General features: G+C 66.3%; 30 protein-coding genes and 1 tRNA gene. 15 read left to right on the top strand and 16 right to left on the bottom strand.

Annotated features, from left to right (window positions below; all coding sequences use genetic code 11):
• The first annotated feature begins 276 nt into the window (after positions 1 to 276).
• Entirely contained in the window at positions 277 to 1,326 is a 1,050-nt protein-coding gene (locus ACL03I_RS28455) for a tetratricopeptide repeat protein (RefSeq protein WP_412807390.1), read from the top strand.
• On the opposite strand, the gene cutA is transcribed toward ACL03I_RS28455, so the two are convergent.
• The gene (cutA, locus tag ACL03I_RS28450; protein ID WP_412807389.1) at positions 1,307 to 1,615 is read right to left on the bottom strand and encodes a divalent-cation tolerance protein CutA; all 309 of its coding nucleotides are present in this window, start codon (positions 1,613 to 1,615) and stop codon (positions 1,307 to 1,309) included. The two genes, ACL03I_RS28455 and cutA, sit on opposite strands and share 20 nt — an antisense overlap.
• A gap of 410 nt (positions 1,616 to 2,025) precedes the next feature.
• On the opposite strand from cutA, the gene ACL03I_RS28445 reads away from it, so the two are divergent.
• The gene (locus tag ACL03I_RS28445) at positions 2,026 to 2,448 is read left to right on the top strand and encodes a type 2 periplasmic-binding domain-containing protein (RefSeq protein ID WP_412807388.1); all 423 of its coding nucleotides are present in this window, start codon (positions 2,026 to 2,028) and stop codon (positions 2,446 to 2,448) included.
• Complete coding sequence (locus tag ACL03I_RS28440) at positions 2,421 to 3,146, top strand: hypothetical protein (protein ID WP_412807387.1); 726 nt, start codon at positions 2,421 to 2,423, stop codon at positions 3,144 to 3,146. Before ACL03I_RS28445 ends, ACL03I_RS28440 begins: the two co-directional genes overlap by 28 nt.
• A gap of 12 nt (positions 3,147 to 3,158) precedes the next feature.
• On the opposite strand, the gene ACL03I_RS28435 is transcribed toward ACL03I_RS28440, so the two are convergent.
• Complete coding sequence (locus ACL03I_RS28435; RefSeq protein ID WP_412807406.1) at positions 3,159 to 4,649, bottom strand: wax ester/triacylglycerol synthase domain-containing protein; 1,491 nt, start codon at positions 4,647 to 4,649, stop codon at positions 3,159 to 3,161.
• 174 nt (positions 4,650 to 4,823) lie between these two features.
• On the opposite strand from ACL03I_RS28435, the gene qcrB reads away from it, so the two are divergent.
• Positions 4,824 to 6,464, top strand: coding sequence for a cytochrome bc1 complex cytochrome b subunit (gene qcrB, locus ACL03I_RS28430; RefSeq protein WP_356963396.1), 1,641 nt, complete (start codon positions 4,824 to 4,826; stop codon positions 6,462 to 6,464).
• A gap of 96 nt (positions 6,465 to 6,560) precedes the next feature.
• On the opposite strand, the gene ACL03I_RS28425 is transcribed toward qcrB, so the two are convergent.
• A complete protein-coding gene (locus ACL03I_RS28425; RefSeq protein ID WP_356963395.1) occupies positions 6,561 to 6,770 on the bottom strand; it encodes a DUF397 domain-containing protein in 210 nt (69 codons plus the stop codon).
• A gap of 423 nt (positions 6,771 to 7,193) precedes the next feature.
• On the opposite strand from ACL03I_RS28425, the gene ACL03I_RS28420 reads away from it, so the two are divergent.
• From ACL03I_RS28420 to ACL03I_RS28410, 3 genes are read left to right on the top strand one after another with little or no spacing between them, the layout of a single operon-like run.
• The gene (locus tag ACL03I_RS28420; RefSeq protein WP_356963394.1) at positions 7,194 to 7,676 is read left to right on the top strand and encodes a DUF309 domain-containing protein; all 483 of its coding nucleotides are present in this window, start codon (positions 7,194 to 7,196) and stop codon (positions 7,674 to 7,676) included.
• A 56-nt stretch (positions 7,677 to 7,732) separates the two neighbouring features.
• A complete protein-coding gene (gene gluQRS / locus ACL03I_RS28415; protein WP_412807386.1) occupies positions 7,733 to 8,650 on the top strand; it encodes a tRNA glutamyl-Q(34) synthetase GluQRS in 918 nt (305 codons plus the stop codon).
• Positions 8,651 to 8,696: 46 nt separating this feature from the next.
• A complete protein-coding gene (locus ACL03I_RS28410; RefSeq protein WP_412807385.1) occupies positions 8,697 to 9,416 on the top strand; it encodes an RDD family protein in 720 nt (239 codons plus the stop codon).
• A gap of 76 nt (positions 9,417 to 9,492) precedes the next feature.
• On the opposite strand, the gene ACL03I_RS28405 is transcribed toward ACL03I_RS28410, so the two are convergent.
• Positions 9,493 to 10,011 carry a DUF4190 domain-containing protein gene (locus ACL03I_RS28405; RefSeq protein ID WP_356963390.1) on the bottom strand — a complete coding sequence of 173 codons (519 nt, stop codon included), beginning with the start codon at positions 10,009 to 10,011 and terminating at the stop codon, positions 9,493 to 9,495.
• 29 nt (positions 10,012 to 10,040) lie between these two features.
• Here ACL03I_RS28405 and ACL03I_RS28400 point away from each other — a divergent pair, with 29 nt between their 5' ends.
• Positions 10,041 to 10,820 carry a queuosine precursor transporter gene (locus ACL03I_RS28400; protein WP_412807384.1) on the top strand — a complete coding sequence of 260 codons (780 nt, stop codon included), beginning with the start codon at positions 10,041 to 10,043 and terminating at the stop codon, positions 10,818 to 10,820.
• Positions 10,821 to 10,882: 62 nt separating this feature from the next.
• On the opposite strand, the gene tgt is transcribed toward ACL03I_RS28400, so the two are convergent.
• Both tgt and ACL03I_RS28390 read right to left on the bottom strand, forming a co-directional pair.
• Positions 10,883 to 12,142, bottom strand: coding sequence for a tRNA guanosine(34) transglycosylase Tgt (tgt, locus tag ACL03I_RS28395; RefSeq protein ID WP_397079209.1), 1,260 nt, complete (start codon positions 12,140 to 12,142; stop codon positions 10,883 to 10,885).
• 70 nt (positions 12,143 to 12,212) lie between these two features.
• Positions 12,213 to 12,680: a MarR family winged helix-turn-helix transcriptional regulator gene (locus ACL03I_RS28390; RefSeq protein ID WP_356963387.1), complete on the bottom strand. Its 468-nt coding sequence runs from the start codon at positions 12,678 to 12,680 to the stop codon at positions 12,213 to 12,215.
• A gap of 62 nt (positions 12,681 to 12,742) precedes the next feature.
• Here ACL03I_RS28390 and ACL03I_RS28385 point away from each other — a divergent pair, with 62 nt between their 5' ends.
• Positions 12,743 to 13,249 (top strand): SgcJ/EcaC family oxidoreductase, encoded by a 507-nt coding sequence (locus ACL03I_RS28385; protein ID WP_412807383.1) that lies wholly within the window; start codon positions 12,743 to 12,745, stop codon positions 13,247 to 13,249.
• Between the two features lie 354 nt (positions 13,250 to 13,603).
• Here ACL03I_RS28385 and ACL03I_RS28380 read toward each other — a convergent pair whose 3' ends face one another.
• The 4 genes from ACL03I_RS28380 to ACL03I_RS28365 all read right to left on the bottom strand — a co-directional run bounded on the left by ACL03I_RS28380 (position 13,604) and on the right by ACL03I_RS28365 (position 18,459).
• A complete protein-coding gene (locus ACL03I_RS28380) occupies positions 13,604 to 15,508 on the bottom strand; it encodes an ABC transporter ATP-binding protein (RefSeq protein WP_412807382.1) in 1,905 nt (634 codons plus the stop codon).
• Complete coding sequence (locus tag ACL03I_RS28375) at positions 15,505 to 17,238, bottom strand: ABC transporter ATP-binding protein (RefSeq protein WP_356963385.1); 1,734 nt, start codon at positions 17,236 to 17,238, stop codon at positions 15,505 to 15,507. Before ACL03I_RS28375 ends, ACL03I_RS28380 begins: the two co-directional genes overlap by 4 nt.
• An 87-nt stretch (positions 17,239 to 17,325) precedes the next feature.
• Entirely contained in the window at positions 17,326 to 17,829 is a 504-nt protein-coding gene (locus ACL03I_RS28370; RefSeq protein ID WP_355073010.1) for an RrF2 family transcriptional regulator, read from the bottom strand.
• A gap of 36 nt (positions 17,830 to 17,865) precedes the next feature.
• The gene (locus ACL03I_RS28365; RefSeq protein ID WP_355073012.1) at positions 17,866 to 18,459 is read right to left on the bottom strand and encodes a TetR/AcrR family transcriptional regulator; all 594 of its coding nucleotides are present in this window, start codon (positions 18,457 to 18,459) and stop codon (positions 17,866 to 17,868) included.
• Between the two features lie 203 nt (positions 18,460 to 18,662).
• Here ACL03I_RS28365 and ACL03I_RS28360 point away from each other — a divergent pair, with 203 nt between their 5' ends.
• Positions 18,663 to 20,957 (top strand): MMPL family transporter, encoded by a 2,295-nt coding sequence (locus ACL03I_RS28360; protein ID WP_355073014.1) that lies wholly within the window; start codon positions 18,663 to 18,665, stop codon positions 20,955 to 20,957.
• 57 nt (positions 20,958 to 21,014) lie between these two features.
• Here ACL03I_RS28360 and ACL03I_RS28355 read toward each other — a convergent pair whose 3' ends face one another.
• Positions 21,015 to 21,212 (bottom strand): hypothetical protein, encoded by a 198-nt coding sequence (locus tag ACL03I_RS28355; protein ID WP_452428788.1) that lies wholly within the window; start codon positions 21,210 to 21,212, stop codon positions 21,015 to 21,017.
• 264 nt (positions 21,213 to 21,476) lie between these two features.
• Positions 21,477 to 21,677 (bottom strand): hypothetical protein, encoded by a 201-nt coding sequence (locus ACL03I_RS28350; RefSeq protein WP_039794406.1) that lies wholly within the window; start codon positions 21,675 to 21,677, stop codon positions 21,477 to 21,479.
• Between the two features lie 171 nt (positions 21,678 to 21,848).
• Here ACL03I_RS28350 and ACL03I_RS28345 point away from each other — a divergent pair, with 171 nt between their 5' ends.
• From ACL03I_RS28345 to ACL03I_RS28335, 3 genes are read left to right on the top strand one after another with little or no spacing between them, the layout of a single operon-like run.
• Positions 21,849 to 22,136 carry a DUF6191 domain-containing protein gene (locus tag ACL03I_RS28345; RefSeq protein ID WP_355073018.1) on the top strand — a complete coding sequence of 96 codons (288 nt, stop codon included), beginning with the start codon at positions 21,849 to 21,851 and terminating at the stop codon, positions 22,134 to 22,136.
• A 56-nt stretch (positions 22,137 to 22,192) separates the two neighbouring features.
• On the top strand, positions 22,193 to 22,516 hold the full coding sequence (locus ACL03I_RS28340) for a hypothetical protein (protein WP_412807381.1): 324 nt from the start codon (positions 22,193 to 22,195) through the stop codon (positions 22,514 to 22,516).
• Between the two features lies 1 nt (position 22,517).
• Positions 22,518 to 23,135, top strand: a complete 618-nt coding sequence (locus ACL03I_RS28335; RefSeq protein WP_412807380.1) for a carboxymuconolactone decarboxylase family protein — start codon at positions 22,518 to 22,520, stop codon at positions 23,133 to 23,135.
• A 7-nt stretch (positions 23,136 to 23,142) separates the two neighbouring features.
• Here the strand turns inward: ACL03I_RS28335 and ACL03I_RS28330 are convergent, their stop codons facing one another.
• Entirely contained in the window at positions 23,143 to 23,376 is a 234-nt protein-coding gene (locus ACL03I_RS28330; RefSeq protein WP_355073023.1) for a hypothetical protein, read from the bottom strand.
• On the opposite strand from ACL03I_RS28330, the gene ACL03I_RS28325 reads away from it, so the two are divergent.
• Both ACL03I_RS28325 and ACL03I_RS28320 read left to right on the top strand, forming a co-directional pair.
• Positions 23,365 to 24,594, top strand: coding sequence for an amidohydrolase family protein (locus ACL03I_RS28325; RefSeq protein ID WP_412807379.1), 1,230 nt, complete (start codon positions 23,365 to 23,367; stop codon positions 24,592 to 24,594). The two genes, ACL03I_RS28330 and ACL03I_RS28325, sit on opposite strands and share 12 nt — an antisense overlap.
• A 5-nt stretch (positions 24,595 to 24,599) precedes the next feature.
• Entirely contained in the window at positions 24,600 to 25,547 is a 948-nt protein-coding gene (locus ACL03I_RS28320; protein ID WP_412807378.1) for an antibiotic biosynthesis monooxygenase, read from the top strand.
• Between the two features lie 3 nt (positions 25,548 to 25,550).
• Here the strand turns inward: ACL03I_RS28320 and ACL03I_RS28315 are convergent, their stop codons facing one another.
• From ACL03I_RS28315 to ACL03I_RS28305, 3 genes are all read right to left on the bottom strand, one after another.
• Complete coding sequence (locus ACL03I_RS28315) at positions 25,551 to 26,006, bottom strand: deaminase (protein WP_412807377.1); 456 nt, start codon at positions 26,004 to 26,006, stop codon at positions 25,551 to 25,553.
• 74 nt (positions 26,007 to 26,080) lie between these two features.
• Positions 26,081 to 26,171 (bottom strand) — tRNA-Ser (locus ACL03I_RS28310).
• 64 nt (positions 26,172 to 26,235) lie between these two features.
• Positions 26,236 to 26,670 (bottom strand): nucleoside deaminase, encoded by a 435-nt coding sequence (locus ACL03I_RS28305; RefSeq protein ID WP_356963511.1) that lies wholly within the window; start codon positions 26,668 to 26,670, stop codon positions 26,236 to 26,238.
• Positions 26,671 to 26,712 lie beyond the last annotated feature (42 nt).

Raw genomic sequence — 26,712 nt, 5'->3', positions numbered from 1 at the left:
TACCGGCGTGCTGTTTCAGCGTTCTCGCTCCGAAGGCCAACGAACAGCGCAAAACTGGAGGCAAACAAGCGGTTTCGGCCGTAGGGGGCGAAGACGAACGAGCTGTTCAGATCTCTCAGGCTGGCTCGCGGCTGGACACACAGCGAGTTGGCGGAATTGGTGTGCGCCGAAGTAGAGCGAGCCACAGGCCGTCGGTCGGCGGTTGATAGCCAGGCAATCGGCAGACTCGAGCGCGGCGAGATTCGATGGCCTCGAGCTGCGACGAGACGGGCACTTGTGGCACTGTTGGGAGCAGCTTCGGAAGCCGAGATAGGGCTGTACCCGAAGCGGACCCAGCGCGACGCCGAGAAGGATGAAGCCACGAGACGCAGGGATTTTCTGGCAGCGGCGGGAGTATCGATTCCGCTTGTCGGCGCTGGCTCACCGGGGCGGGTGGGCGCGGCGAACCTGAATGAGATGCGTGACCGGTTCGCTCGCCTGCAAGATCTCGACAACGTCGTCGGAGGCGGTGACACCTTCCACCTGTACTTCTCCGAATTGACATGGACTGAACAGGTGTTGCGCCACGGCAGTTACAGCACCGCGATACGCATAGCGCTGACCGAACTCGCGGGCGAACAAGCCCAGCAAGCCGGTTGGGCCGCTTTCGACGCCGGGTTCTCCGAGCACGCAATACGCCTGTATCGGTACAGCCATCGCGCCGCAAACGAGGCCGCCAACCCTGAACTCGCGGCGAACGCGCTCATTCAAATCGCCTATGCCACACAAGATCGCGAAGCGGTGGTAGCAGCAGACGCTGCTTGTTCAACCATCGGGCTCGATGCTCCCGCACAGGCTCGGGCCCTGCTCGAATCACGTCGAGCCTGGTCGCTGGCAACGATTGGTGAGCGCGACAGAGCTGCTCGCGCTTTGGATATCGCTGCACGCGCGCTCGACGACACCACCTGCCGTCCGGCGGCGAAGTGGTTCGTGTGGATGAACTGGGACGAGTTGGACATCATGACGGGCCGCGTATGGTCGGTTCTGCGCGATCCCGACAAGGCGACCGCACCGCTCAACCGCGCGCTCGATTCATATCCGGATCACTGGTTCAGGGACAAAGCCCTGTACATGACTTGGCTGGCCGATGCTCACCTCGACGCGGGTAACTTGGAGAAGGCGCTCGCGCTCACCGAGAACGCCCTCGCTTCTGCCGAAAAGGTAGCGTCAGTCCGGCCGCTGGCTCGCGTACAGCAGGTAGCGCAACGTGTCGCCGGGCTACCTGGCGGCGCCCAGCTGTGGGCACGCGCAAGGGCAGCGAGGGTTTCTACTCCGACGCGTTTGTAGCGCGGGCCACCCAGCTCACGTATTCCTCTGGACACCACTCGATGGGCTGGCCCACCAACTCGGGGTTGTCCCATGGATGCAGTTCCTTGATCCGTTCCGCGAGTTTGTCTCGCGTAGCGTCAGATGTGCGGAGCTCGACGCGCCACTCTTGTCCGTCACCGAGTTCGCCGAGATGCCAGAACACCGACTTGATCGGACCCGTGATCGATGCCCCGGCCGCCAACCGCTCGCTCACCACCGCGCGAGCGATCTCTTGGGCTGCTTCCTCGGTCGGGGTGGTCGTTGCCATAGACCACACACTCGGGATCGCCATCACGCCAGCCTAAGCGACGGTCGCACGATCGGACTTGGTCCTTTGATGCAAATTCACCGCAGCACTCGACATGGCAGGTCCCGGTGCCGAGCTTCTACACGGCTCCGGACCAGGTGGGCATAGACCGCCCGGCTCATCAGGTTCAAAGATGCGCGCCATGTCGGTCACACCGAACCTAGTGTCGTGGAGCGGGCGGCATCATATCATCTCGCCAAGAAGTCGGCGAGGGTGTACAACCGCACCGGCCATTACGTGACCGTGGACGCGGTGTCGAACTGCGGGAGCGGATGCGGCCACTGGTTGCCGCGACAGCATAGGAGCACATCTGCATGGTGCGGATCGGCGTCACCGGGCACATGAACATCACCGAGGCCACGGCACCGTTGGTGTACGACGCGGTGTGCGCGCTGCTCGATAAGCATGATCCGAGCGATCTGGTCGGCGTGAGTTGTATTGCGCGCGGGTCTGATTCGGTGTTCGCACGGGCGGTCCTCGATGCGGGCGGCCGGCTGGAGGTGGTGTTGCCGTCCCGGAATTACCGCGAGCGGAAGGTGAAACCGGATCACGCCGAACTGTTCGATGAGCTCGTGAAACGCGCGACCACCGTGCGTGTGATGGATTTCGATGACGCGGGCCGCGCAGCGTACGAGGCGGCCAACGATGCCGTAGTCGGGTCGGTCGATCGACTGGTCGCGGTGTGGGATGGCGATGCCGGGCAGCGGGCAGGCACCGGGACGGTGGTCGAACTCGCGCGTGAACGTGGTTTGCCGGTCGATGTCGTGTGGCCGAACGGCGCTGCACGAAGCTGACGCCCCGTTCGTCCGATCTGGGCTGTGCGACTGCCCATTCCGGTGGAATGATCTTCTCCGTGACTCAGTGGCTCCCGCTCTTCGGTTCTCTCATCGTTGCCATTGCGGCATTGGTCGGCGTGCTGGTCAACAACCGCACGAACCGTGCGGCGCTCACCGCCGCGGACGAGCGGAACCGGGTCACCTTGGACGCGGCGCAGCGCAATGTGGAGTCGACCAACGCGGCGGCCGAGCGGCGCGAGCACGACAAGTGGCGGCGGGAATCGGTGCTGACCGCGGTCTCGTCCGTGCTGTCCATCTCGAGCGACGTCCGCCAGCAGTTGCTGCATTGCGAACTCTGGGAGGCCGACGAGCTCGATGAGGTCGATACGGAGATCCGGCAGATCATCACCGGCTCGCGAGCCTACATCAGCAACCTGCGCGTCGTGTCGCATCGCAAGATCCCCAATCGCTGCGAGGACCTGATGCGCACGCTCACCGCGGCGCTCAACATCAGTTTGCAGCGCCGCCGGATCGAATTCGACGGCGAGGCCACCGCCGAAGAGATCACCGAGATCCAGGCGCTGTGGTCGCGGGCGATCGAGAACACCGTCGAGGAGGAGCGCTCGGTCATCAACGCAACCCGGCTCGAACTGGATATCAAGATCTCCGCCGAAGTGCACCAGGCCGCGCCGCAGCCGGCCCTCGCCCGTTCTTGACCGGCGGGCTCGTCACACCGATGGCGACGCCGGAGCGGAGTCGACCCGCGTGAGGTGCGCTTCGAGCAGCGCGGCACGCAGGTGGGCGGCGTAGGCGTCGAGGTCGGGCAGCACCGCCGGGTCGGCGTGCAGCGAGATGGTGACGGTGTCGCCGAGTCCGTGCACGCCGTGGGTGAGATGCATGACGGAACCGAGGGCCGGGAACCCGGCCGTGAACAGTACCGCGCCGCCACCGAACGAAAGATCGGCTGGACCACGGTCGACACTCGAGACGACGGTGTGGCCCGCGATCGAGTCGGGCACGGCGTCGAGGGGGTAGCGATCCACGTCGCGGCGCAGCAGCGGGGCCGGCATGGCCGCGGTGACCCGGCCCTGCGCGGACAGCAGCGGGTGCTGTGCGCGGACGCGCCGGTCGGCGAGCGCCGCGGCGATCTTGTCGGCGCGCAGGCGCAGATCGGGCTCGTCGATGAACAGGTCGACGCCGAGACCGCGATAGTTGTTGCGTGCGCGGCCGGCTTCGGGAAGCGCCATCGGCACCTGCGCACCGAGCCGCTCCACCGGCTCGCCCAGCTCGGCCAGGTGGCGGGCGAGCGCCAGCGACACCGCGGTCAAGACGACCACCGTGACGGTGCGGCCGGGCACCCGCAGGTCGGCGGAGGGGAACACGAGCATTCGAGCTTCGTGCCGCGAGATGCCTTGCGGTGAAGACCGATTCAGCACACTCGGCGGGAAACCGGCTGCGGGTGGCGGCACTTCACCCGATTCGGTCAGTTCCGCGAGCCGCCGCTGCGCCCGAAATGCCTGGTAGCCGCGGACCGCGGTCGCCGCCACCCGGACCGGCGTGCGCAGCACACCCACCGCCGAGTCGACCAGCACCCCGGCCGCCGACACCGCCTCACCGATCGTTCGCGCCCGTGCCGTGACCTCCGGCCGCCGCGCGAGGGTCTCCAGCCGCGATCCGGGCGCGGTCCTGGCGTCCGCCGCCGAACCCGCCGCTTCGGGCGCCGCCGACGCCATCCGGCTTCCGTCTTCGACCGCGGGAGTCTCCGAGAACAGCGCACGCGCGATCGCTGAGGACCGCCGCCCATCGGCCAGGGCATGGGACATCTGGAGCACCGCCACCAGCGCGGGCTCGCCGCCCAGCCCCGGCGCGTCGGCGATGGCACGGAACACGTGCAGCCGCCACGGGTGCACGGCGGCATCGACTCCGGTGCCGAGCAGATCGCCGAGGACCTCCAGCAAGCACGACCAACTGCGCTCCGGCAGTTCGTGTTCCACGAATTGCTCGGCGCCGAATTCGCATCGGGTCCACATCGGGTAATCGATGTCCGCGGGCAGTTCGCGCAGCCGGACCCCAAGGTCGTCGATCCGCGCGCTCCGTTCGGCGACGGCGGCGCGCAGTTCAACCGTGGGCAGTCCACGATCGGCGAAGCAATACAACAGAAAAAGGTCGTTGCGCGTACGTTCGGACAACCAATACATCGTCGCGTCCTGCGGTGCCATCGCGCTCACAGGTAAAACGATATCGACTCGGGCCGGATCGCCTCCGGCGGGCCGGAGCAATGTGAATGATCTTGTTCCACAATTCCGTCCGGAAAATCCCATCGATTCCGCCACGCAGCTCTGCTACCGTCTGTAGTAGGAACGGATACCACTCACCCAGGCGGGGTGTCGGCCATGGCTATAGATCTAGCTCGCAGAATCGCCAACCAAGCCGATGAGGCGGACGAGCGATATAAGGCCGCCGCGTTCGTCAAGCGGTCGATCAACAAGGTGTTCCCCACGCATTGGTCGTTCCTGCTCGGCGAGATCGCGCTCTACAGCTTCATCATCCTGCTGCTGTCGGGCGTCTACCTGACACTGTTCTTCGACCCGTCCATGACGGAGGTCGTCTACAACGGCTCCTACCAGCCGATGCGCGGCGTGACCATGTCCCGGGCGTACGAGACGGCGCTGAATCTGTCCTTCGAGGTTCGTGGCGGCCTGTTCGTGCGGCAGGTCCACCACTGGGCGGCGCTGCTGTTCGCGACCTCGATCATCGTGCACCTGTTCCGTATCTTCTTCACCGGCGCGTTCCGCAAGCCGCGTGAGGCGAACTGGGTGCTCGGTTCACTGCTGCTGATCCTGGCGATGTTCGAGGGCTTCTTCGGTTACTCGCTGCCCGACGACCTGCTCTCGGGCACCGGCCTGCGGGCCGCGTTCTCCGGTATCACGATCTCGATCCCGATCATCGGCACCTGGCTGCACTGGCTGATGTTCGGCGGCGACTTCCCCGGCGACATCATCATTCCGCGGCTCTACGTCGCGCACGTGCTGCTGTTCCCCGGCATCATCCTGGCGTTGATCGCCGCGCACGTGGCGCTGGTGTGGTACCAGAAGCACACCCAGTTCCCCGGCCCAGGTCGCACGGAGAACAACGTGGTCGGCGCCCGGATCGTGCCGGTGTTCGCCGCCGACCAAGGCGCGTACTTCGCCTTCACCCTCGGCATCGTGGGCCTGCTCGGCGGCATCTTCCAGATCAATCCGATCTGGAACCTGGGTCCGTACAACCCGTCGCAGGTGTCGGCGGGTTCGCAGCCGGACTTCTACATGATGTGGACCGACGGCATGGCGCGATTGATGCCGCCGTGGGAGCTGTACCTGGGCCGTTACACCGTGCCCGCCGTCTTCTGGGTCGCCGTGATCATGGGGCTGGTCTTCGTCGTCCTCATCGCCTATCCCTGGATCGAGAAGCGGCTCACCGGCGACATCGGCGCGCACCACAACCTGCTGCAACGTCCCCGCGACGTGCCCGTTCGCACGGCCATCGGCGCGATGGCCATCGCGTTCTACACGGTGCTCACGCTGTCGTGCGTCAACGACATCATCGCGTACAAGTTCCACATCTCGCTCAACGCGACGACCTGGGCCGGACGCATCGGCCTGCTGCTCGCGCCCCCGATCGCCTATTTCCTGGCCTACCGCATCTGCATCGGCCTGCAGCGCAGCGACCGGGCCGTGCTCGACCACGGGGTGGAGACCGGCGTGCTCGTGCGCCTGCCGCACGGCGAGTACATAGAGGTCCACCAGCCGCTCGGCCCGGTGGACAAGCATGGCCACCCGGTTCCGCTGGAGTACCAGGGCGCGCCCGTGCCGAAGAAGATGAGCAAGCTGGGCGCGGCGGGCAAGCCGGGCACCGGCAGCTTCCTGCGCGCGGATCCGCGGGACGAGAGCGCGAAGCACTTCGAGATCGAGCACGAAGAGGAACGCAAGCAACTCGCGGTGCTGCGCAAGGTTCAGGAACGGGCGAACGGCGACGGAAACGGTTCCGCCCACTGAACATTCGGCACCCGACCCGCCCGGAAAACCGCGAAGGCCCCGAGTCCGATACGACCCGGGGCCCGCTTTGCCTTGTTCAGGCGATTCCGGAGCAGTTCAGCCGCACCGGAATGCTCCCGTCGAGACCCCCACTAGGAATGCATCCCACTCACCCGGCGCAAACGCCAAGACCGGACCACGTCCACTGGCTTTGGTGTCACGAACCGCGACACGGCCGTCGACGAGAAAAGCTACTTCCACACACGCGCCATCCGGACCGCTGTATGTGCTCTTGCGCCATACAGCGCCCGTCCAACCAACCTCCACGGTACTAGCTCCTTTGCTGCGTCGAGAGCGAGATTTCTCCTGACATCGTTCCAGCTAGCAGCGGTATCCGACTGGAAAGCCGAATCCCGTGGTGCACCTTTTGCCGGAGCCCACTTTCCCGGTGCGTCGATATCGCACATCGAGTTCGAGAGGAAATTAACCTCGCGCGGGGCCCGTCCCCGCGCGGTAACACTAGCAGGTCCTTCGAAAGTTTGCCCGGCTCTTGCCTATTCAATCATCGCAACCACACACGTTTGCGAAGCAGCAGGGTTGCGGGAACATTGCCGACCCTAGGTATTCATTCCAAACACTGGCGTACCACAATGTTTTTAACGGATGTGATTGCTCTGTTATCGGCCGACAATTCCCCTCCGGCCGAGGGCAGCGTCGACGGCGGCACAGCGGCCGTGCATGATGGAACCTATGGTCGAACGCGATCGAGACGACGCAGGTCGCGCCCGTAATGCCCGTCCGCGCGACCGCCTCGGGCGTCCGCTGCCTCCCGGCAGTACCGGAGTTGCCCGAATTCCGGATGATCTCGATCTTCCGCCCCAGCAAACCTTGACCTTCGCCCAGCAACTGCTGGACGAGGGACTCGCATTCAATGCACACGAGGTTTTAGAGGCCGCATGGAAGAACGGATCGTTCGCCGAGCGGATGCTGTGGCAGGCGCTCGCGCAGTTCGCTGTCGGTCTGACGCACATACAGCGCGGAAATCCCAAAGGGGCGCGTACACTGCTCGCCCGCGCAGTGTCGCGGATGACGGCATACCGACCGGAGAGCGGGCAGGCGCCCTACGATATCGACCTACCCGGATTGATCGCCCACGCCGAAGCTCTGCTCGCGACGCTGGAAGCGGGCGGCGAACCGGCGGACGCCGACCTGCGGCCGCGTCTGCGCGGCTGATCGCCTCGCTTCTACCATGGCCGGGGTGCGCTTCTCATCGTCCATCAGACGAGCCCGTGCCTGAGCCGGGTGCGGGCCGGTATGCGCCGAGCCCGTCCGGGGACCTGCATCTCGGCAATCTCCGCACCGCACTGCTTGCCTGGGCATTCGCTCGTTCCACCGGCCGCCGCTTCCTGCTCCGGATCGATGACCTGGATCGAGTGCGGCCCGGTGCGGAGCAGCGGCAGCTCGACGATCTCGCCGCGATCGGCGTGGATTGGGACGGGCCCGTGGTACGACAGTCCGATCGGTTGCCGCAGTACGAGGCGACCATCGAACGTCTCACCGCCGCCGGGCTCACCTACGAATGCTTCTGCACGCGAAGGGAGATACAGAAAGCAGCGACGGCGCCGCACGGACCGATGGGCGCCTATCCCGGAACCTGCCGCACCCTGATTCCTTTGGAGCGCGAGCGGTTGCGCGCGCAGGGCCGCACGGCCGCACTCCGGCTGCGCGCCACGGCCACCGAGTTCGAGGTGTACGACGAGTTGCACGGTCGCTACCGGGGCCCGGTCGACGACGTGGTGCTACGGCGCGGTGACGGCATCCCCGCCTACAACCTCGCCGTCGTGGTGGACGACGCGGCGCAGGGCGTCGACCAAGTGGTTCGCGGCGACGACCTGCTGCCATCGACCCCGCGACAGGCATACCTCGCGACGCTGCTCGATCTGCCTGTACCGCACTATGCCCACGTGCCGCTGGTGCTCAATTCGGAGGGGCGGCGGCTGGCGAAACGGGATGGGGCGGTGACACTCCGCGAACGATTGGCGCTCGGCAACACGCCGGAGGAAGTAGTCTCGGCACTGGCCGCTTCGCTCGGCTTCACCGCGACATCGTCGTCCGAGCTACTCGAGCGTTTCGACACCCGGCGGCTACCCCGTGAACCGTCGGTATTCGACGTGGACGGGTTGTTGCGAAGCAGCCCATGTCCGTAACGTACGCATCGTCCAACTACTGATCAATCGACGAGGACAAACAACTATGACAAGCGGTGGGTACGACCCCAACCAGTATCCGCAGGGCGGGCAGCCGTACGGCCAGCCGTACCCCCAGGGGGGCGACCAGTACGGCCAGCAGCAGCCGCAATACGGGCAACAGCCCCAGTACGGCCAACAGCAGCCGCAATACGGGCAACAGCCCCAGTACGGCCAACAGCAGCCGCAATACGGACAGCAGCCGCAGTACGGCCAACAGCAGCCGCAATACGGACAGCAGCCCCAGTACGGGCAGGAGCCGCTCGGCCAGTACCCGCAGCAGCCCGGTTTCAACAGCTACGGCGGTCAGCCGGGTGACCTCGGCACTCGTATCGGCGCGCGTGTCATCGACGCGCTCATCCTCTACATCCCCTACATCATCCTGTACACCCTGGTCAACAACTCGCTGGGCCTGACCATCGGTCTCAGCGTGGTGTGGACTTTGGTCCAGCTCGGCTACTTCGTCGGCATGGAGACCTCGCAGGGCACCACGCTCGGTAAGAAGATCCTCGGTCTGAAGGTGCTCGCTCCGGGCGGCGCCGCGAAGATCGACCCGGCTACGTCGTTGAAGCGCAACATCTTCGTCGCGGCCAACATCATCCCGTGCGTCGGCGGCCTCATCTCGCTGATTATGGCGATCTACATCATGGTCACCATCTCGCAGGACCCGAACAAGCAGGGCTGGCACGACAAGTTCGCCGGCGGCACCCAGGTCGTGAAGGCCTGATCCGCCGCGGCGGCACGAACAAACAGGGGCGCACCCAATCGGGTGCGCCCCTGTTGCTTTCGGGCGAACCGCGCCGCTACGCGCTGGTCGTCCCCGCGATGATCACGACGACGAACCACAGGATGGCGAGCACGATGGCGCCGACGCCGATCCAGATGCCCGCGAGCGCCATACCGCGGCCCTCCTGGCCGTTCTGCTTGATCTGGTTCAACGCGATCACGCCGAGGATGATGCCGACGATCGAGCCGAGCCCGCAGGTGACGAACCCGACCAGCGACGAGATCAGCGCACCGATCGCCATGCCGTTGGTGCCCTGCGCCGGGACTCCGTAGGGCTGGTACGGAGTCTGGTAGCCGTATTGCGGCTGCGGATACGGCTGCGCGGGCTGCTGGTAGGAGGGGTACTGCGGCTGCGGAGGCGGCGTCATCGGCTGCGAAGGCGGCTGCACCGGGTACTGCGGCGCCGACGGGTAGCCCGACGGCTGCTGCTCCGGGCTCGGGTATTGCGGGACCGAATTCTGTCCACCGGACTCCGGCGACACGCCTTGGCCACCGTACTGCTTCCACCACTCGTCGGAGTCCCCGGGATTCGTCATTGCTACAGCGTATTCCACAACCTGGTTGGATGATGCGGGTGAGTGAGTCGAAAACCACACAAGAGCACGGCGGGCCTGGACGCCCCGCGGACCACGCGGCATTTGCCCAGGTAGCGCGGGGGTACTACGCACCGATCGTGGCCCTTTTCACGGCAACCCTGATCATTTCCAACATCTGCGCCACCAAGGGGGTGGAGTTCTTCGGCGACCGATCGGTGTCGCTGGGGCCGCTGCAAATCCTTCCGATCGCCACCGACGGCGCATTCTTCCTGTTCCCGCTGGCCTACATCCTCGGCGACGTGCTGAGCGAGGTGTACGGCTTCCGCGCCACCCGGCGGGCCATCTACTACGGCTTCGCTGCCCTGCTGCTGACGGTCGTGTGCTTCGCCGTCGCGATCCGGCTGCCCGCCGCGAGCTTCTACGACAACCAAGAGGCGTTCCGCACCGTCCTCGGGACGACGCCTCGGCTCGTCATCGCGGGCCTGGCCGGGTACTTCGTCGGCCAGCTGCTGAATTCCGCGACGTTGGTGCTGATCAAGGAGCGGACGAAGGAAAAGTACCTGTGGGCCAGGCTGATCGGATCGACCATCGTCGGCGAGTTCGCCGACACGCTGATCTTCTGCTCGATCGCCGCGGGCGCCATCGGCATCGATACCTGGCAGCAGTTCATCAACTATGTGATCGTCGGCTTCATCTGGAAGACCCTCTGCGAGGTGTTCGTGCTCCCGATCACCTACCGAGTGATCGCGTTGCTCAAGAAGCACGAACCGAGCTACTCGCCGACCGAAGTGGATCCGCTGCACACCTGACGAAATTCCCGGCAGACCCGAGAGGGCGCGGGCCACGAGAGACGATCGAAGACTTCGCGGAGTTACCGATCCACTTCGTGCCCCGCGCCCTTCTTACTTCTCCAGCGGCCCAGTGTCTGCGCCTTGTGTTCATCGAAGTAACCGCCCTCGATGCTCTCGCGGATCCGGTCGACCAGGCGAATCGTGAACCGCTCGTTGTGAATCGTGCACAGCGTGGCGGCGAGCATCTCCTTGGCCTTGAACAGGTGATGGAGGTAGGCGCGCGTGTAGTTGGCGCAGGTGTAGCAGTCGCAGTTCTCATCGATCGGGGTGAAGTCGCGACGAAAGCGGCTGGTGTTGATGTTGAACCGGCCGGTGTCGACGTAGATCGCGGCGTTGCGGGCGACCCGGGACGGGTTCACGCAGTCGAAGGTGTCCGCGCCGTTCTCGATGGCGGTGAAGATGTCCTCCGGCTCGCTGATGCCCAGCATGTGGCGCGGTTTGTCCTCGGGCAACTCGTCACAGCACCACCCGACGATGGCGCCCAGATTGTGCTTCTCCAGCGCGCCGCCGATGCCGTAACCGTCGAATCCCGTTCCCGCGTTTCCGCGAATCGACTCGAGTCCGCGGCATGCCTTTCGGCGCAGGTCCTCGTACTGCGCGCCTTGGACGACGGCGAACAGCGCTTGATACGGCCGGTGCGTGCGCGCGGCGGTCAGCCGCTCGTGCTCATCGATGCAGCGCTGCGCCCACTCGTGGGTACGCTGCACCGATTGTTCCTGATAGGCGCGGGTGTTCAGCAGCGTGGTGAGTTCGTCGAACGCGAACATGATGTCGGCGCCGAGCTGGTGCTGGATGTTCATCGACACCTCGGGCGTGAAGCGGTGCACCGAACCGTCGAGGTGGGAGCGGAACGTGACACCGTCGTCGTCCACGGTGGCCAGCCGCTCTTTGCCGGGTGCGATCACGTCGTCGCTGCGTACGTCGACCGCTTCCATCGCGAGCACCTTCTTGAACCCGACGCCCAGTGACATCACCTGGAACCCGCCGCTGTCGGTGAAGGTCGGCCCCGGCCAGTTCATGAACGCGCCGAGCCCGCCCGCCTCGTCCACGATGTCGGCGCCCGGCTGCAAGTAGAGGTGGTAGGCGTTCGCCAGCAGCGCTTGGGCGCCGAGTTCCCGCATGGTCTCCGGCAGGACCGCCTTGACTGTCGCCTTGGTGCCCACCGGGATGAAGGCGGGCGTGGCGATCGGCCCGTGCGGCGTGGCGATCACACCGGACCGGCCGTGCCGCCCGTCCAGGCGCGTACCGACGGTGAAGGAGAAGGATTCGGGACCGGACACCCCGCTATCCTCGCAGTTCGGCAGACGCCGCCCGAACCAGGCCACCGCTCGCCCCGGCCCTCGGCCCCGGTCAGTCGGATTCACCGAGACGCGACACTCGCTCGGTCTGCTCCTGGTGCACGCGCAGTGCGGTGCGCAGGAAGTCGAGCGCGATGTGCAGCTCGTCGGTGTCGAACCGAGTGAGAGCGTCGGCCCCCGCCATGCCGACGGGCTCGAAGATCTCTCGCGCCACCTCCTCGGCCCGCGCGGTGCCTTCCACCAGTATCCGCCGCCGATTGCCGGGATCTTGTGCGCGCGAGACGAATCCGGCCCGCGCCAATCGGTCGACGACGGTGGTGGTGGCAGCGGGACTCAGTCGCAGCGCGACGCTGAGCTCCCCCGCCGCCAGCGGCCCACGGCCGAGCACGATGTCCAGGCAGCGCAGGTCGGTGCGATTCAATCCCAGGCGCACCGCCGCGGCCTCGTCGAAGGCGTCGAAACTCTGCTGCAGCAGCCGCAACTCCTGCGCGATCGCACCGATCAATTCATCTTTCGACATTCGAAACTTTCGTCTATCGTACATTTCGATGTCCGAATCTTAGCATCGAAAGGCACGCTCCCATGAACACGACACTCGACCAGCGCCGCGCCGACGATCCAGCCCTGCGCGGCCTGTTCGACAAACTCATGCAAGCCTGGACCGATAACGACGCCGCCGCCTACGCTGCGCTGTTCACCGAGGATTCCGACTACGTCTCCTACGACGGCACCCGAGCCATCGGCCGCAGCGAGCATCAGGCCAACCACGCCAAGCTCTTCCGCGGCGTCCTGGCCGGTTCGGCACTGGTCGGCGATCTCGAGTCGATCCGCATCATCACCCCCGACGCGGCGATCCTGCACGGCACGGCATCGGTCCTGATGCCCTGGCGCTCCCGGCTGCCCGAACGCCGCCTGTCCCGCCAGACACTGGTGACCGTCCGCACCGACCACGGCTGGAAGATCACCGCGCTGCACAACGGCCGCGTCCGCCCGGTACGCATCCCCGAACCGGATTCCTTCCCGTCGAGGATGTCCCAGCTCATGGCCCGCCTGGCGCGACGCCTCCGTTTCGGCCACAAGCGATCGTGAGAGCCGGTGCGCAGGCGGTCAGTTGCACGGGATAACTACCGCCGGGCTTCTCCCCAGGGGACACCATGCCCGTAATAGGTCCCAGATAGGCCAACCGACAGTCAACTACCACGCGCCGCGTGCGTCGATCCCGAGCTTTGATGCATAAATGCGCAGCGCACCGCAACCACGTCTTTCGAGCGAAGCGAGACCGAGCATCCGCCGTTCGCGGCCCGGCTCGCGTCCGAGCGGCCACCGCGTCCGCGACGAAGTCGCCAGCGGTGGTCGCTCGGACGCGAGCCATAAGAGGGCCGCGAACACCCAGCGCCGCAGGCGCTGGAAAACCAACACAGCCGCGCCGAAGGCGCGGCCAAACTACACAGCGCCTGCGAACTGGGCGTTGTACAGGCGGTAGTACGCCCCGCGCTCGTCGAGCAAGCGTTCGTGCGAGCCGTGTTCCACGATTCGGCCCGCTTCCATGACGACGATCAGGTCGGCGTCGCGGATGGTGGACAGGCGGTGGGCGATGACGAAACTGGTCCGGTCGCGGCGCAGGGCGGCGGTGGCGTGCTGCACGAGCAGTTCGGTGCGGGTGTCCACCGAGCTGGTCGCCTCGTCCAGGATGAGGATGGACGGTTTGGCGAGGAACGCGCGCGCGATGGTGATCAGCTGTTTCTCGCCGGCGCTGACGCCGGAGCCCTCCTCGTCGATGATCGTGTCGTAGCCGTCGGGCAGCGCGTGCACGAAACGGTCGACATAGGCGGCGCGCGCCGCGGCGAGGATCTCCTCTTCGCTCGCGTTCGGGTTGCCGTAGGCGATGTTCTCCCGGATGGTGCCCTTGAACAGCCAGGTGTCCTGCAACACCATGCCGATGCGCGAGCGCAGGTTGTCGCGGTTGATCTCGGTGATGTCGACGTCGTCGATGGTGATGGTGCCCGCGTCCAGTTCGTAGAACCGCATGAGCAAGTTCACCAGCGTGGTCTTGCCCGCGCCGGTGGGGCCGACGATCGCGACCACGTGCCCGGGCTCCGCCACCAGCGACAGCCGCTCGATCACCGGCTTGTCGGGTTCGTACCGGAACGAGACGGCCTCGAACTCCACCCGGCCGCGGTCGACCGGGCGCGCGTCGGCCATCACCGGGTCCGGGCTCTGCTCCTCGGCGTCCAGGATCTCGAAGATCCGCTCGGCCGAGGCGACGCCGGACTGCAGCAGGTTGGCCATCGCACCGAGCTGGGTCAGCGGCTGGCTGAACTGGCGGGAGTACTGGATGAACGCCTGCACCTCGCCGAGCGAGAGGCTGCCCGTGGCCACCTTCAACCCGCCGACGAGCGCGACCAGCACGAAGTTCACGTTCCCCAGGAACATGATCGAGGGCATGATCAGGCCAGAGATGAATTGCGCTTTGAAGCTCGCCTGATACAGCTGTTCGTTGCGCTCATCGAATGCCTTGCCGACTTCGCGGTTGCGGCCGAACGCGGTGACCACCTCGTGCCCGGTGTACGCCTCCTCGACCTGGGCGTTGACCAGGCCGGTGTACTTCCACTGGTCGACGAAGTGCGGCTTGGACCGTTTCGCGATCTGCGCGGTGACCACGATGGCGGCGGGCACGGTGAGCAAGGCGATCACCGCGAGCTGCCAGGAGATCCAGAACATCATGACCAGGATGCCGAGCACCGAGAACACCGAGATGAGCAGCTGGCTCATGGTCTGTTGCAGGCTCTGCGAGACGTTGTCGACGTCGTTGGTGACCCGGCTGAGCACGTCACCGCGCGGCGCGGAGTCGAAGTAGCGCAACGGAAGTCGATGGATCTTGTCCTCGACCTCGCTGCGCAGCCGCTTCACGGTCCGGTTGATCACGATGTTGAGCAGGTACCCCTGCAACCACCCGAAGACGGCCGCACCGATGTACAGCGCCAGCACCAAGGCGAGGACCCGCCCGACCGCGCCGAAGTCGACCCCCACCCCTGGCACCACGTCCATGGCGCTGAGCATGTCGGCGAAAGTGTTGTCGCCCTTGGCTCGCAGGGCTTCGATCGCCTGGTCCTTGGACACGCCGGGCGGCAGCTGTTTGCCGACCACGCCGTCGAAGACCAGGTTGGTCGCCTTGCCGAGGATGTAGGGGCCGACGGTGTTCAGCACCACCGAGACGATGACGAGCGCGATGATCAGCGCGACCTGTAACCGCTCCGGCGCGAGCCTGCGCAACAGTCGTTTCAGCGAGGGCACGAACGATTTCGCCTTGGTTCCCGGCGCACCGGGCGTTGGCATTCCGGGTCTCATCGCGCCTCCTCGGCACTCAGTTGCGACTCGACGATCTCCCGGTACTCCGAGCACTCCCGCAGGAGCTGCTCGTGCGTGCCGATGCCCGCTATCGCGCCGTCTTCGAGCACCACGATCTGATCCGCGTCCCGGATGGTCGCGATGCGCTGCGCGACGATGACAACCGAGGCGTCCGCGGTCTCCGGCTTCAGCGCCTCCCGCAGCCTGGCGTCGGTCGCCACGTCCAGCGCGGAGAACGAGTCGTCGAACAGATAAACCCGGGGCTTCTTCACCAGCGCTCGGGCGATGGCCAACCGTTGACGCTGGCCTCCGGAAACGGTGGTGCCGCCCTGCGCGACGGGGGTCTGCAGACCCTCCGGCATCTCGCGGACGAAGTCGGCGGCCTGCGCGATCTCCAGCGCGCGCCACAGCTCCTCGTCGGTGGCGTGCGGATTGCCGTAGCGCAGGTTGCTCGCGACCGTGCCGGAGAAGAGGTACGCCTTCTGCGGCACCAGGCCGATCTGCGAGCGCAACACCTCCAGGTCGATGTGGCGCACGTCGGTGCCGCCGATATAGACCGCGCCGTCGGTGACATCCATCAGCCGGGGTATGAGGTTGATCAGCGTGGTTTTGCCCGCGCCGGTGGACCCGACGATCGCGGTGGTGGTGCCGGGGCGCACCTCGAATCGGATGGCTTTCAGCACCGGCTTCTCCGCGCCGGGGAAGGCGAACTCGGCGAACCGGAAATCCACGACAGCCGGGTCGTCGGTGAACGGCTGCGGCAGGCGCGGCGGGTGCACCGAGGACTCGGTGTCGAGCACTTCACCGATCCGGTCGGCCGACACCGCGGCGCGCGGCGCCATCATGGCCAGGAACGAGGCCATCATTACGGCCATCAGGATCTGCATGATGTAGGACAGCATCGCGGTGAGCGAACCGATCTGCATGTGCCCGGCGTCGATCGCGTGCCCGCCGAACCAGATCACCGCGACCGCGGTGACGTTGCTGATCAGCATGACCGTGGGGAACATCAGCGCCATCAACCGGCCGACCCGCAGCGCGGTGTCGGTGAGTTCGGTGTTGGCCAGGCCGAACCGCCAGGTCTCCTGCCGTTCCCGCACGAAGGCCCGCACCACGCGAATGCCGGTGATCTGCTCGCGCAGTACCCGGTTCACCTCATCGATCCTGGCCTGCATGTCGCGGAAGCCGGGCACCATCTTGGAGATCAGCACGGCCATGGACAGGCCGAGCGCGGGCACCGCGATCAGCAGCAGCCAGGACAGGCCGAGATCCTCGCGCAACGCCATGATGATGCCGCCGACGCACATGATCGGCGCCATCACCAGGATGGTCGCCGACATCACGATGAGCAGCTGAACCTGCTGAATGTCGTTGGTATTGCGGGTGATCAGCGAGGGCGCGCCGAACATGCCCACTTCGCGCGCGGAGAAGGTGCCGACGCGGTGCAGCAGCGCGCCACGCAGATCGCGGCCCGCGCCCATGGCCGCCTGCGCGCCGAGATAGACCGAAGCGGCCGACGCGACGATCTGCACGCCCGTGACCGCGAGCATCCACAAGCCGGTGCTCCAGATGTAGCCGAGATCACCTTTGGTGACGCCGTTGTCGATCAGGTCCGCGTTGAGGCTCGGCAGATACAGCATCGCGATCACGGAAATCAGCTGAAGCACAACGACCCCCGCGAGCTGGGTGCGGTAGGGGTACAGATGCGTGCGGAGCAGTTGGGTCAGCATGATGAATCGCAGGCTACCGGCTGTCGGCGCGATACGTCGTGAAGATTTCTGACCTGCATGAATGCTCTCCCGTCGGGGTCTGCGGAGCTAGCGGCGCGCCCAGGCGCCTGGGTCTTCGGTGAGCGTTTCGACGAATCCGGGCAGCCGGTTGCTCGCGATGTCGGCGATGGTGACGTTCTCCAGCACCGCGCGAATATTGACCCGCAGCGCGATCCACACCCGCTGCAACGGCTCGGCCGCACCGGCATAGCGGACGTCCTCCGGCCGCGCGCCGCGCACCGACGCGAGCGGGCCCTCGATCGCGCGGATCACGTCGGCGATGGAGATGTCGGCGGCCGGCCTGGCCAGCCAGTAGCCGCCGTCCGGGCCGCGCCTGCTGATCACGAGTTCCGCGCGGCGCAGTTCGCCGAGCACGGACTCGAGCACCTTGGGCGGAATCCGCTGGGCGGTGGCGATCGCTTCGGCCTTGACCACCGGCGCGGCCTGCACAAGGGGTGCGCCGAGTCCGACCGCCGACTGGTCCAGCCGCGGCGCACTGGCGATCTCGAGCAGCGTTCGCACCGCGTAATCGACCTTCGCGGTGATGTGCACAGCAGCGACTCCTGGCGTCGAGGGGATGGCTCGAATCTACGCGGCGCCGCCGCCCGCGAGCACACAGGTCGCGGCGTCCAGCAGTGACGATTCCACCAGCGAGTCGTCCGCACCAGGCACGAGTTCCTTGGACACCAGCGCAACACCGATCACCTCGAGCGCGGCGCAGGCGCGCAGGTGCGCCTCCTCGGTGGCGTCCGGTCCGGCCAGCCACTCGCGCAGCGCCTTGCTGGTGTTCATCAGATCGGGGTAGCGGTCGGCCATGGCGTTGATGATCGCGACCGTGTCGCGCACGACCAGCGCCCCGGCGTCACGGTGATGGATCAGACCGCGCAGATACGTCCGCAGCACCTGGCGGATGCCTTCGGCATCGTGCGGCACCCGGTCGAGATCGTCCACCACCGAACGCATGAGATCGACGATCGGATCGATGATCGCCAGTAGCAGATCGAGCTTCGACGCGTAGTGATAGTAGAGCGACGCCTTTGTGATTCCTACCGCATCCGCGACCTCGCGCAGGCTCGTCTGCTCGAATCCTTTGGCTCCGAACAGCTTTACCGCGGCGTCCCGAATCGCGATTTTAGTGCTTCCACCTGCGGCGACAGCGCCGGGTGCGTCACGCACGGCCATTCGACGATCCTCTCATCACCTTCGCATCGAGCGAAGATCACCCGTAAAATTGAGGTTGTACCTCCGCTTAGCTCCTGGGTAGTCTACCTACCGCACGGTAGGCAGAAAGCGTCAGTGGAGGCGGAGGCAGGCAGGGCACCTCCGCGAGTGCTGTCTACACGCAGAACCAGCACGATCCCAGTCATCGCTAGGAGTAACCAGTCGTGTCCGTTTACCTGTACAGATGGGGGAAGTTCGCCTTCCGCCGGAAATGGATAGTGCTTCCCGTCTGGCTCGTCTTGTTCGTGCTCCTCGGTGGCTTGGGCGCGCAGCTCAGCAAGCCGATGAGCAACGACTTCAGCATGCCCAACCTGCCCTCGGAGCGTGCCAACGAAATCCTCGACAAACACTTCCCCGGCGCCTCCGCCGCGTACAAGTTCGACGCGGTCACCGGCACCTACGTCGCCGCCGCGCCGGAGGGTCAGACGCTGACCGATCCGGCGAACCGTGCGGCGCTGGACGCGTTCATCGCCAAACTCGGCCGGCTCGACATCGTCGACCACGGCAAACCCATCACCAACCCGGTCGAGGCGACCGAGAAGATGGGCTGCCTGAGCAATCCCGATCCCGCGCAGTGCAGCGCCGCCCCGCTGAACGTGCTGAGCAAGACCGCGCCCGCGACCGTGGCTGTGATCAATGTCCCGTTCACGATCGCGAAGGTCACCGACGTGACCGACGCCCAGCGGGAAACGGCCTACGACGTGGCCGCCGACGCGCGCAACGCCGGGCTGACGGTCGAGATGAGCGGTTCGATCGCGCAGAAGCAGGAAGCGCCCAGCGGCAAGTCCGAGATGATCGGCATGGCCGTCGCGCTGGTCGTGATGGTCGTGGCGTTCGGCGCCATCGTCGCGGCGTTCGTGCCGATCGTCACCGCGATCATCGGCCTCGGCGCGGCCACCTCGCTGATCATGCTCGGCACCTCGGTGATCGAGATCCCCAGCTTCACCACCTTCCTCGCCTCGATGATCGGCATCGCGCTGTCCATCGACTACGCGCTGTTCATCGTGTCCAGGTACAAGCATGAACTCGCGGTGCAGGATTCGCCGGAAGAGGCCGCCGGCACCGCGCTCGGTACGGCCGGTTCCGCCGTCGTGTTCGCCGGTCTGACCGTCATCATCGCGCTGGCGGGCCTGAGCATCGTCGGTGTCGAGTTCATGACGTTCATGGGTCTGGGCGGGGCCATCGCCGCCGGTTTCGCGGTGCTCACGGCGATCACGCTGATGCCTGCGCTGCTCGGCGCGTTCGGCCGGTTCCTGTTCAAGCCGAAGCTGCCGGTGGTCGCACAGCACGATCCCGAGGACGAGAACTCGGTCACCAACGGCATGCGTTTCGGCCGCCTGATCGGCCGCGCGCCGTGGGTCGCGCTGATCCTGAGCGTCGTGGTGCTCGGCGCGCTCGCCGCCCCCGCGGCCGGCTTGAACCTGGGCCTGCCCGGCGAGGACAGCATGCCGAAGACCTCCACCATCCGGAAGGCCTACGAGCTGCGGACCGAAGGCTTCGGCGAGGGCAGCAACGGCGTGCTGAACGTGGCCGCCGACCTGAGCGCCGTCCCCGCCGAGAACCGGGACGCCGCGGTGAAGGCGCTGCGCGACAAGCTCGCGTCCTACCCCGACATGGACTACGTGACCGAGCCGCAGTGGAGCCAGGACCAGCAGGGCGCGCTGCTGAACGGCGTGCCCAAGTCCGGGCCCAACAACCAGGCCACCAAGGATCTGGTGCGCGACGCCAGGGAGGCCGAGGGCCAGCTGAAGGCCGAGTACGGCATCGAGTACGGCATCACCGGCACCACGGCGATCTTCGCCGACGTGGACCACGTGCTGCTCAGCAAGATCGTGCCCTACCTGGCGATCGTGGCGGGCGCGGCGTTCGTCCTGCTGATCCTGGTGTTCCGGTCGATCCTGGTGCCGCTCACGGCGGCGCTCGGGTTCCTGCTGTCGATGGCCGCGACCTTCGGCGCGACCGTGCTGATCTTCCAGGAGGGCAAGCTCGGCCTGATCGAGGACCCGCATCCGCTGGTCAGCTTCATGCCGATCATGCTGATCGGCTTGGTGTTCGGCCTCGCGATGGACTACCAGGTCTTCCTGGTGACCCGGATGCGCGAGGAGTTCGTGCACGGCAGGTCGGCCAGGGACGCGGTGGTCGCCGGCTACCACCACGGCGCGCGCGTGGTGACCTCGGCGGCGATCATCATGATCTCGGTGTTCGGCTCGTTCCTGCTGGAGACCGACGTGACCGCGAAGTCGTTCGGTTTCGCCCTGGCGGTTGGCGTGCTGCTGGACGCGTTCATCGTCCGCATGGTGCTGATTCCGTCGCTGCTGGTGCTGATGGGCAAGTGGTCGTGGTGGATGCCGAAGTGGCTCGACCGCATCCTGCCCGATATCGACGTCGAGGGTACGAAGCTGCGTGAGCTGCAGCGGCGTTCCGCCGAGACGGCGAAGGTGCCGGTCGGCGTCAGCTGATCCGAAGGCCATGGCTCGGCCCCGCATCCGGAGTCCGGATGCGGGGCCGAGTGCGTTTCACCGGCTCGGTTGCGGCAGTTCGCAGTCGCCGACCTTCGGATCGACGCCGACATAGTTGAGCGGGCCCGCGAGGGCGGTGAGACCGATCGTGCCCCAACCGGCGCAGTTCAACGGCGGCCCGCTGTCGAAATAGTGCCGCTGCCCGGCCGCGAGCAGGCCGATCGCCAGCCAGGCCAGCAGCAGGAACCCGAGCACCCGGGAGCCTATGCCCGGGCCGCGGCCGGCACGCGCACGACGTTCGTAATCACGCTCACGACGCCCGTAATCACGCATCTCCTCGGTTCCTTCCGTGCTCCCCGTCGAGGGGGGATACCCGGCCACACCGACAGTTACCCAATCAGCCCGAGGTAGTGTGGATCGAGTCGCGTCTCAGCAAATGTTTGGTTCACGGCCCGCGCAGACGAAAAACGGACAGCCGGGCGGCATACCCACCCGGCCGTCCGCGGTTACTCGATCGAACTACGGGCTCGGTTGCGGGACATTGCAATCCGCGACCTTCGGGTTGACGCCCATGTAGTTGAGCGGTCCCGCGATCACCGTTACGGCGATGGTGCCGAAACCGGCGCAGTTGACCGGCCCGCTGTCGAAATAGTGCCGTTGTGCTGCGGCGACCACGCCGATCAGCAACCAGATCAAGACGATTACACTTCCGATTCTCATGTTTCTCTCGCGCATCGTTCCCGCGCGGATTGTCCGACGGCGCATCTGGCATCGCGTCCTTCCCCGCACTTGCGTATCGGGCGTATACCCGCGATCACGTCGGTTACCCCTCATGAAAAGGACAATTTTCACTCCGGTTCTACGGGACTGCCGGCTGGTACCTTCGGTGGCATGGCGGCGCTGTTCCAGTGGACGATTCCAGGCTGGGTGATCCTGCTCGTGCTGGTGGCCGTCTACGAGTTGACCGTGAACAAGCGCCGCAGGCGCCGCCGCACACCGATCTCCGGCACGTTCACCGACGAATTCACCGCGCTGTTCTACTCGACCAAACGCATGGAGCTCGACCATCGCGAATCGGTGTCGATGTTGCGCGACGAGCAGGACCAGGGGGCACCGCCGCTGATCGGTGTCGACCTGGCCGGTCGCAAGGTCGTATTGCGCAGGGTCGGTAACGAGTAGCGCTGCGCGCCCGTGATTCTCAGCGAAGGTGACCGTCGTCGGACAGAATGAGGCCCATGCGCGGCTCGATGAATGAGAAATGGCAGCTGTTCGGCGAGCATCTCGAGTCCGCCCCGGCGCGGCTGTCGAGCAGGGTCCGCCGGGCGCTGAGAACCAGAGCCGCCGGGACAGCCGACTCCGGCCAGGACGTTCCCGCTGAACTCGCCACGTTCGCGGACCTGGTGGCCGACCGCTCCTATCGGGTCACCGAGCAGGAGATCACGGCGCTCAAAACGGCCGGGCACACCGACGACGAGATCTTCGAGGCGACCGCGGTCGCCGCCTACGGCGCGGCCGACCGGCGCCTGCGTGCCGCGCGCCTGGCTTGGGAGGGGTACTGAGATGTGGCTGGAGGCAGTGCGTTCCGGTCACGACCGGCCGACCAAACTCGTGTTGTGGACCATGCGGCGGTTCAGCGGCGTGGAGGTTCCCGCCGTGCTCAAAGTGTTGTTCTACCGGCACAGGTTCTTCGGGTCGCCGCTGTCGGAGCTGATCCAGGACATCATGCGCGGACCGTCGTACTGGACCGTCGCCGAACGGGAGATCTTCGCGACGCATACCTCGCAGGCCAACGAGTGCCCGTTCTGCGCCACCTCGCACGAGGCGATCGCGGGCGCCTACGTCGACGCCGACGTGGTGACCCGCGCCTTGGCCGGCGGCGCGGACTCTCCGCTGCGTCCCGAGGCGCGCGCGATGCTGGCCTTCCTCGCGAAGATGGCTCGTGACCCGGGCGGGTTGACCGCCGAGGACGCCGCGCTGGTCCGGCTGGCGGGCGTCTCCCGGGAAGCGTTCGACGAGGCCGTCTGGGTCGGCACCTGCTTCAACGTGATCAACCGGATGATGAACACGGTCGGAGCGGGCCCGCTGGAGGACGCGCAGCGCGGCGTGAGCGCCCGATTCATCAAACTCGCCGGCTACCGTATGCCGCCTCCGGTGACATTCTTCTCGCGCGGCGTCTGACCGCATTTCACCCGATCCGCTCGCATGCCGGATCCATGTGTGTTTTCCTCGAATGGTGAGCCAAGTCCACTTGGGGCACATTTTCCACATCGCCGGAAGTCCCGCAGCCGGCGATGCGGCCGACGCGTTGGCCGATCTGCCGGACGGTGCGCTGATAATCGGGGAAAGCGGCCGGATAGTATTCTGCGGACCGCGCTCCGATATCCCGGCCGAGCACCGCGCCGGAGAAGTGTTCGATCATCGTCCAGGATTCCTGCTTCCCGGATTCGTCGACACGCATATCCACTTCCCACAGACCTTCGCGGGCGATGCCTACGGCGGCGGCCAACTGCTGGAGTGGCTCGAATTATGTATGTACCCCGCGGAATCCCGTTATGCCGATCCAGAATTCGCGCTATCGGCGGCCACCGAGTTCTGTGCACGGCGCATCGCAGCGGGGACCACGGCGGCGATGGTCTTCGGCTCGGCGTTCCCGCATGCGCAGGACGCCCTGTTCACCGAGACCCGGCGGCGTGGTCTGCGGATTGTCGCAGGCCGGGGAATCCAAACGACCGGAGCGGATGCGGCGGCGCCGCTGATCACCACCGAAGACGACGCCATCCGATTGACGAGCGAAGAGATCGACAAATGGCATGCCGCCGACACCGGTGACGTGGACACGGCGCTACTGCACGTGGCGGTCGTGCCGCGATTCTCGCTGGCGGTTACTCGCACGACGCTGAAAAACCTGGGCGATCTCTATGATTCGGTACGCGAACGCGGCGTCTATTTCCACAGTCACCTCAACGAGAACAACCGCCCTGGCACCGGCGAAGTCGATGCCACCAAGCAGGCGTACGACGTGGCGACCTATCTGGACACCTACGACGGGAAGTTCCTGCCCGGGTCAGCGGTGGGCGGCAAGAGCATGCTCGGCAAGCGCACCATTCTCGCCCACTGCGTGCACTGCCAGGACGACGAACTGCGGCGGATGGCCGAAACCGGCACGTCGGTCGCGCACTGCCCGGTATCGCAGCAGTTCCTCGGTTCCGGCACGATGCCGTGGAAGCGGACGCTCGCCTCCGGCGTCACGGTAGCCGCGGGCACCGATTACGGCGGTGGCGACGAATGGCTTATTCCACAGGTACTTTCCGCCGCGTTCAAAGTGCACATCTCCGAGCCGGGCGAGCAGGGCGTGTCGATGCATCCCGCGGAAATGCTCTTCACCGGCACGCTGGCCGGTGCGCGTGCCTTGGATATGGAGGACCGTTTCGGGAATTTCGACGTCGGTAAGGAAGCCGACTTCATCGTGGTCGAACCGGCGCGTGTTCCAGCGCTGGAAAGCACGCTGGCATACGGCGTTCGCTCCGACGACCCCGCACTGGCCCGGGATCAGACACTGTTCGCCTTGCTGATGGGTATCCGAGAGCCCGCGATCACCGAGGTCTACGTGCGGGGCCGTCGCGTCGACGTCGTGTAGCGCCGATGAATGCCGCGGCGACCGTCGTAACGGTCTTTCACCGACCGGCGAACGACGCGGCCTTCCGGGACTGGCTGGCGCGGCTGACCGAAATCGCCCGCGCGATGCACGGGTTCACGCATTCCTCCGTCGCGGTGACCGAGAGCCCGATGCTCGAACCGGGATTCAGCGTCACATTCCGATCCGAGCCATTGCTGCACGAATTCCTGGACTCGGCCGAACGGGCAGCCACCGTCGCCGACGGTGAAGCGCGCGGCTTCCATTGCAAGAGCGCCGATCTGATCATCGTCGAGGGAGAGTCGCCGCCGCCGGGCGTCTGCGTGTTCCGGCACAGTGTCGCACGCGACAAGGAATTCGAATTCGAGGCGACCGAGGCGCAGCTCGTCGCGGCGAGTTCGAGATTTCCGGGATTCGAGGGCGCCGCCCTTTTCCCGGCGGACGGCGGCCGCTGGTTCTCGGTGCTCCGATTCCGGACACAACGGCAGTTGACGGAATGGCTGAGCTCGGACGAACGCGCCGCCGCGCTACCGGAATTGCGTTCGAAGCTGACCGAGGACTTCACCGTGGACGCGCACACCACGCCGTTCGGATCTACCGTCCGCACGGTCGACGGCGAGACCAGGATGACACCGACCTGGAAGACCGCCATGCTGGTGCTGCTGGTGCTGTATCCGACGGTGATGGTGCTGTCCCGATTCCTCGGTCCGGTGCTCGACCGGCTCGGCGCGCAGCCGTGGCTGGCGTTGTGGCTCAGCCAGATCGTGAGCGTGGGCGTGATGAGCTATTTCCTCTCACCCGCGGTCGCACGCCGGTTCCGCCGGTGGCTGGACCCGGTCGACGGCGCGAGCCCCCGGATCAGCATCGTCGGGGCGGCGGTGGTCGTCGTCCTCTACGCGCTGACACTGCTGCTGTTCGCGTCGGTGCGCTGGCTGCAGTACTGGGACTACGACTGAAGCTCAGGACAGGTCGAGGTGCCGGTTCATCGACATCGCCGCCTCGGCGAGGTCGGCGAGCTCGACCACCGTGACCCCCGCCTGCCGCAGTTTCTCCACGCCCACGCAGTTCGCCACGAATGTCGACGGCTCGCGCCACGCGATCACCACGACCGGAATACCGGCCCGCAATATCCGGTCCGTGCACGGCAGCCGATCCTTCGACCCCCGCTCCGAGCAGGGTTCCAGCGTGCTGTAGATCGTGGCACGCGCCAGCCGGGGATCGGCCGGGTCCACCTTGCGGAGCGCGGCCTCCTCGGCGTGCTCCTTGGGATCGGACTCACGCGAATAGCCGGTGGCGATCTCCGCACCATCGGCGACGATCACCGCACCCACCGAGAACGCGCCCTCCGCCACCGGGCACAAGCGCGCGAGTTCGATGGCCCGGTTCATCCAGTAATCGTGGTCGGGCTCGGTCACCGGAATCAATCTCCTTCGACTCGTCCTGCGGAAGATGAAAAAGCCCCTCACCTGTGCGAACAGATGAGGGGCTTTGGCGGTGGCGGAGGGATTTGAACCCTCGGAGGGGGGTTACCCCTCACACGCTTTCGAGGCGTGCTCCTTAGGCCGCTCGGACACGCCACCGCCGACAACCATACCGGACCGGTGCCGGATCACTAAATCGCCTGTAGACCTGGGGTGGGTGGGCTCAGCGCTGGGTGCGGAAGAACTCGTCGAGCAACGCCGCGCATTCGTCCGCGAGCACTCCGCCGCGTACCTGCGGCCGGTGGTTGAGACGGCGGTCACGCACCACGTCCCACAGCGACCCGACGGCGCCGGTCTTCGGCTCCCACGCCCCGAAGATCAGACGGCCCACCCGCGCGAGCACCAGGGCACCAGCGCACATGGTGCACGGCTCCAGCGTCACGGCGAGCGTGGCGCCCTCCAGCCGCCACCCGTCACCGTGGACCGCGGCGGCGCGACGCAGCGCCAAGATCTCCGCGTGCGCGGTCGGATCGCCCAGCGCCTCCCGCGCGTTCGCGGCTCGCGCGAGTTCCATTCCGGCGGAGTCGAACACGACAGCGCCGACGGGTACGTCACGCTCCCCGGCGGCCGCCGCGGCGGCGATGGCCGCCCGCACCATATCGGCGTCGGCGGAGAACGGGTCGTCCGGGAGAACGCGCAC

The organism is Nocardia sichangensis (assembly GCF_047200615.1).
In the GTDB taxonomy this organism is placed as follows: domain Bacteria; phylum Actinomycetota; class Actinomycetes; order Mycobacteriales; family Mycobacteriaceae; genus Nocardia; species Nocardia sichangensis.
This window is presented reverse-complemented; position numbering and strand designations above follow the sequence as displayed.

Coding starts and splice junctions, on each gene's coding strand:
- ACL03I_RS28400 (WP_412807384.1), top strand. CDS start 10,041: ATGATGCGGGTGAGTGAGTCGAAAACCACACAAGAGCACGGCGGGCCT.
- ACL03I_RS28435 (WP_412807406.1), bottom strand. CDS start 4,649: ATGGCACCGCAGGACGCGACGATGTATTGGTTGTCCGAACGTACGCGC.
- ACL03I_RS28380 (WP_412807382.1), bottom strand. CDS start 15,508: ATGAGACCCGGAATGCCAACGCCCGGTGCGCCGGGAACCAAGGCGAAA.
- cutA (WP_412807389.1), bottom strand. CDS start 1,615: ATGGCAACGACCACCCCGACCGAGGAAGCAGCCCAAGAGATCGCTCGC.
- ACL03I_RS28410 (WP_412807385.1), top strand. CDS start 8,697: ATGACAAGCGGTGGGTACGACCCCAACCAGTATCCGCAGGGCGGGCAG.
- ACL03I_RS28350 (WP_039794406.1), bottom strand. CDS start 21,677: ATGAGAATCGGAAGTGTAATCGTCTTGATCTGGTTGCTGATCGGCGTG.
- ACL03I_RS28335 (WP_412807380.1), top strand. CDS start 22,518: ATGTGGCTGGAGGCAGTGCGTTCCGGTCACGACCGGCCGACCAAACTC.
- ACL03I_RS28375 (WP_356963385.1), bottom strand. CDS start 17,238: ATGCTGACCCAACTGCTCCGCACGCATCTGTACCCCTACCGCACCCAG.
- ACL03I_RS28405 (WP_356963390.1), bottom strand. CDS start 10,011: ATGACGAATCCCGGGGACTCCGACGAGTGGTGGAAGCAGTACGGTGGC.
- qcrB (WP_356963396.1), top strand. CDS start 4,824: ATGGCTATAGATCTAGCTCGCAGAATCGCCAACCAAGCCGATGAGGCG.
- ACL03I_RS28330 (WP_355073023.1), bottom strand. CDS start 23,376: ATGATCGAACACTTCTCCGGCGCGGTGCTCGGCCGGGATATCGGAGCG.
- ACL03I_RS28420 (WP_356963394.1), top strand. CDS start 7,194: ATGGTCGAACGCGATCGAGACGACGCAGGTCGCGCCCGTAATGCCCGT.
- ACL03I_RS28305 (WP_356963511.1), bottom strand. CDS start 26,670: ATGGTGCGGGCGGCCATCGCCGCCGCGGCGGCCGCCGGGGAGCGTGAC.
- ACL03I_RS28385 (WP_412807383.1), top strand. CDS start 12,743: ATGAACACGACACTCGACCAGCGCCGCGCCGACGATCCAGCCCTGCGC.
- ACL03I_RS28390 (WP_356963387.1), bottom strand. CDS start 12,680: ATGTCGAAAGATGAATTGATCGGTGCGATCGCGCAGGAGTTGCGGCTG.
- ACL03I_RS28340 (WP_412807381.1), top strand. CDS start 22,193: ATGCGCGGCTCGATGAATGAGAAATGGCAGCTGTTCGGCGAGCATCTC.
- ACL03I_RS28345 (WP_355073018.1), top strand. CDS start 21,849: ATGGCGGCGCTGTTCCAGTGGACGATTCCAGGCTGGGTGATCCTGCTC.
- ACL03I_RS28320 (WP_412807378.1), top strand. CDS start 24,600: ATGAATGCCGCGGCGACCGTCGTAACGGTCTTTCACCGACCGGCGAAC.
- ACL03I_RS28365 (WP_355073012.1), bottom strand. CDS start 18,459: ATGGCCGTGCGTGACGCACCCGGCGCTGTCGCCGCAGGTGGAAGCACT.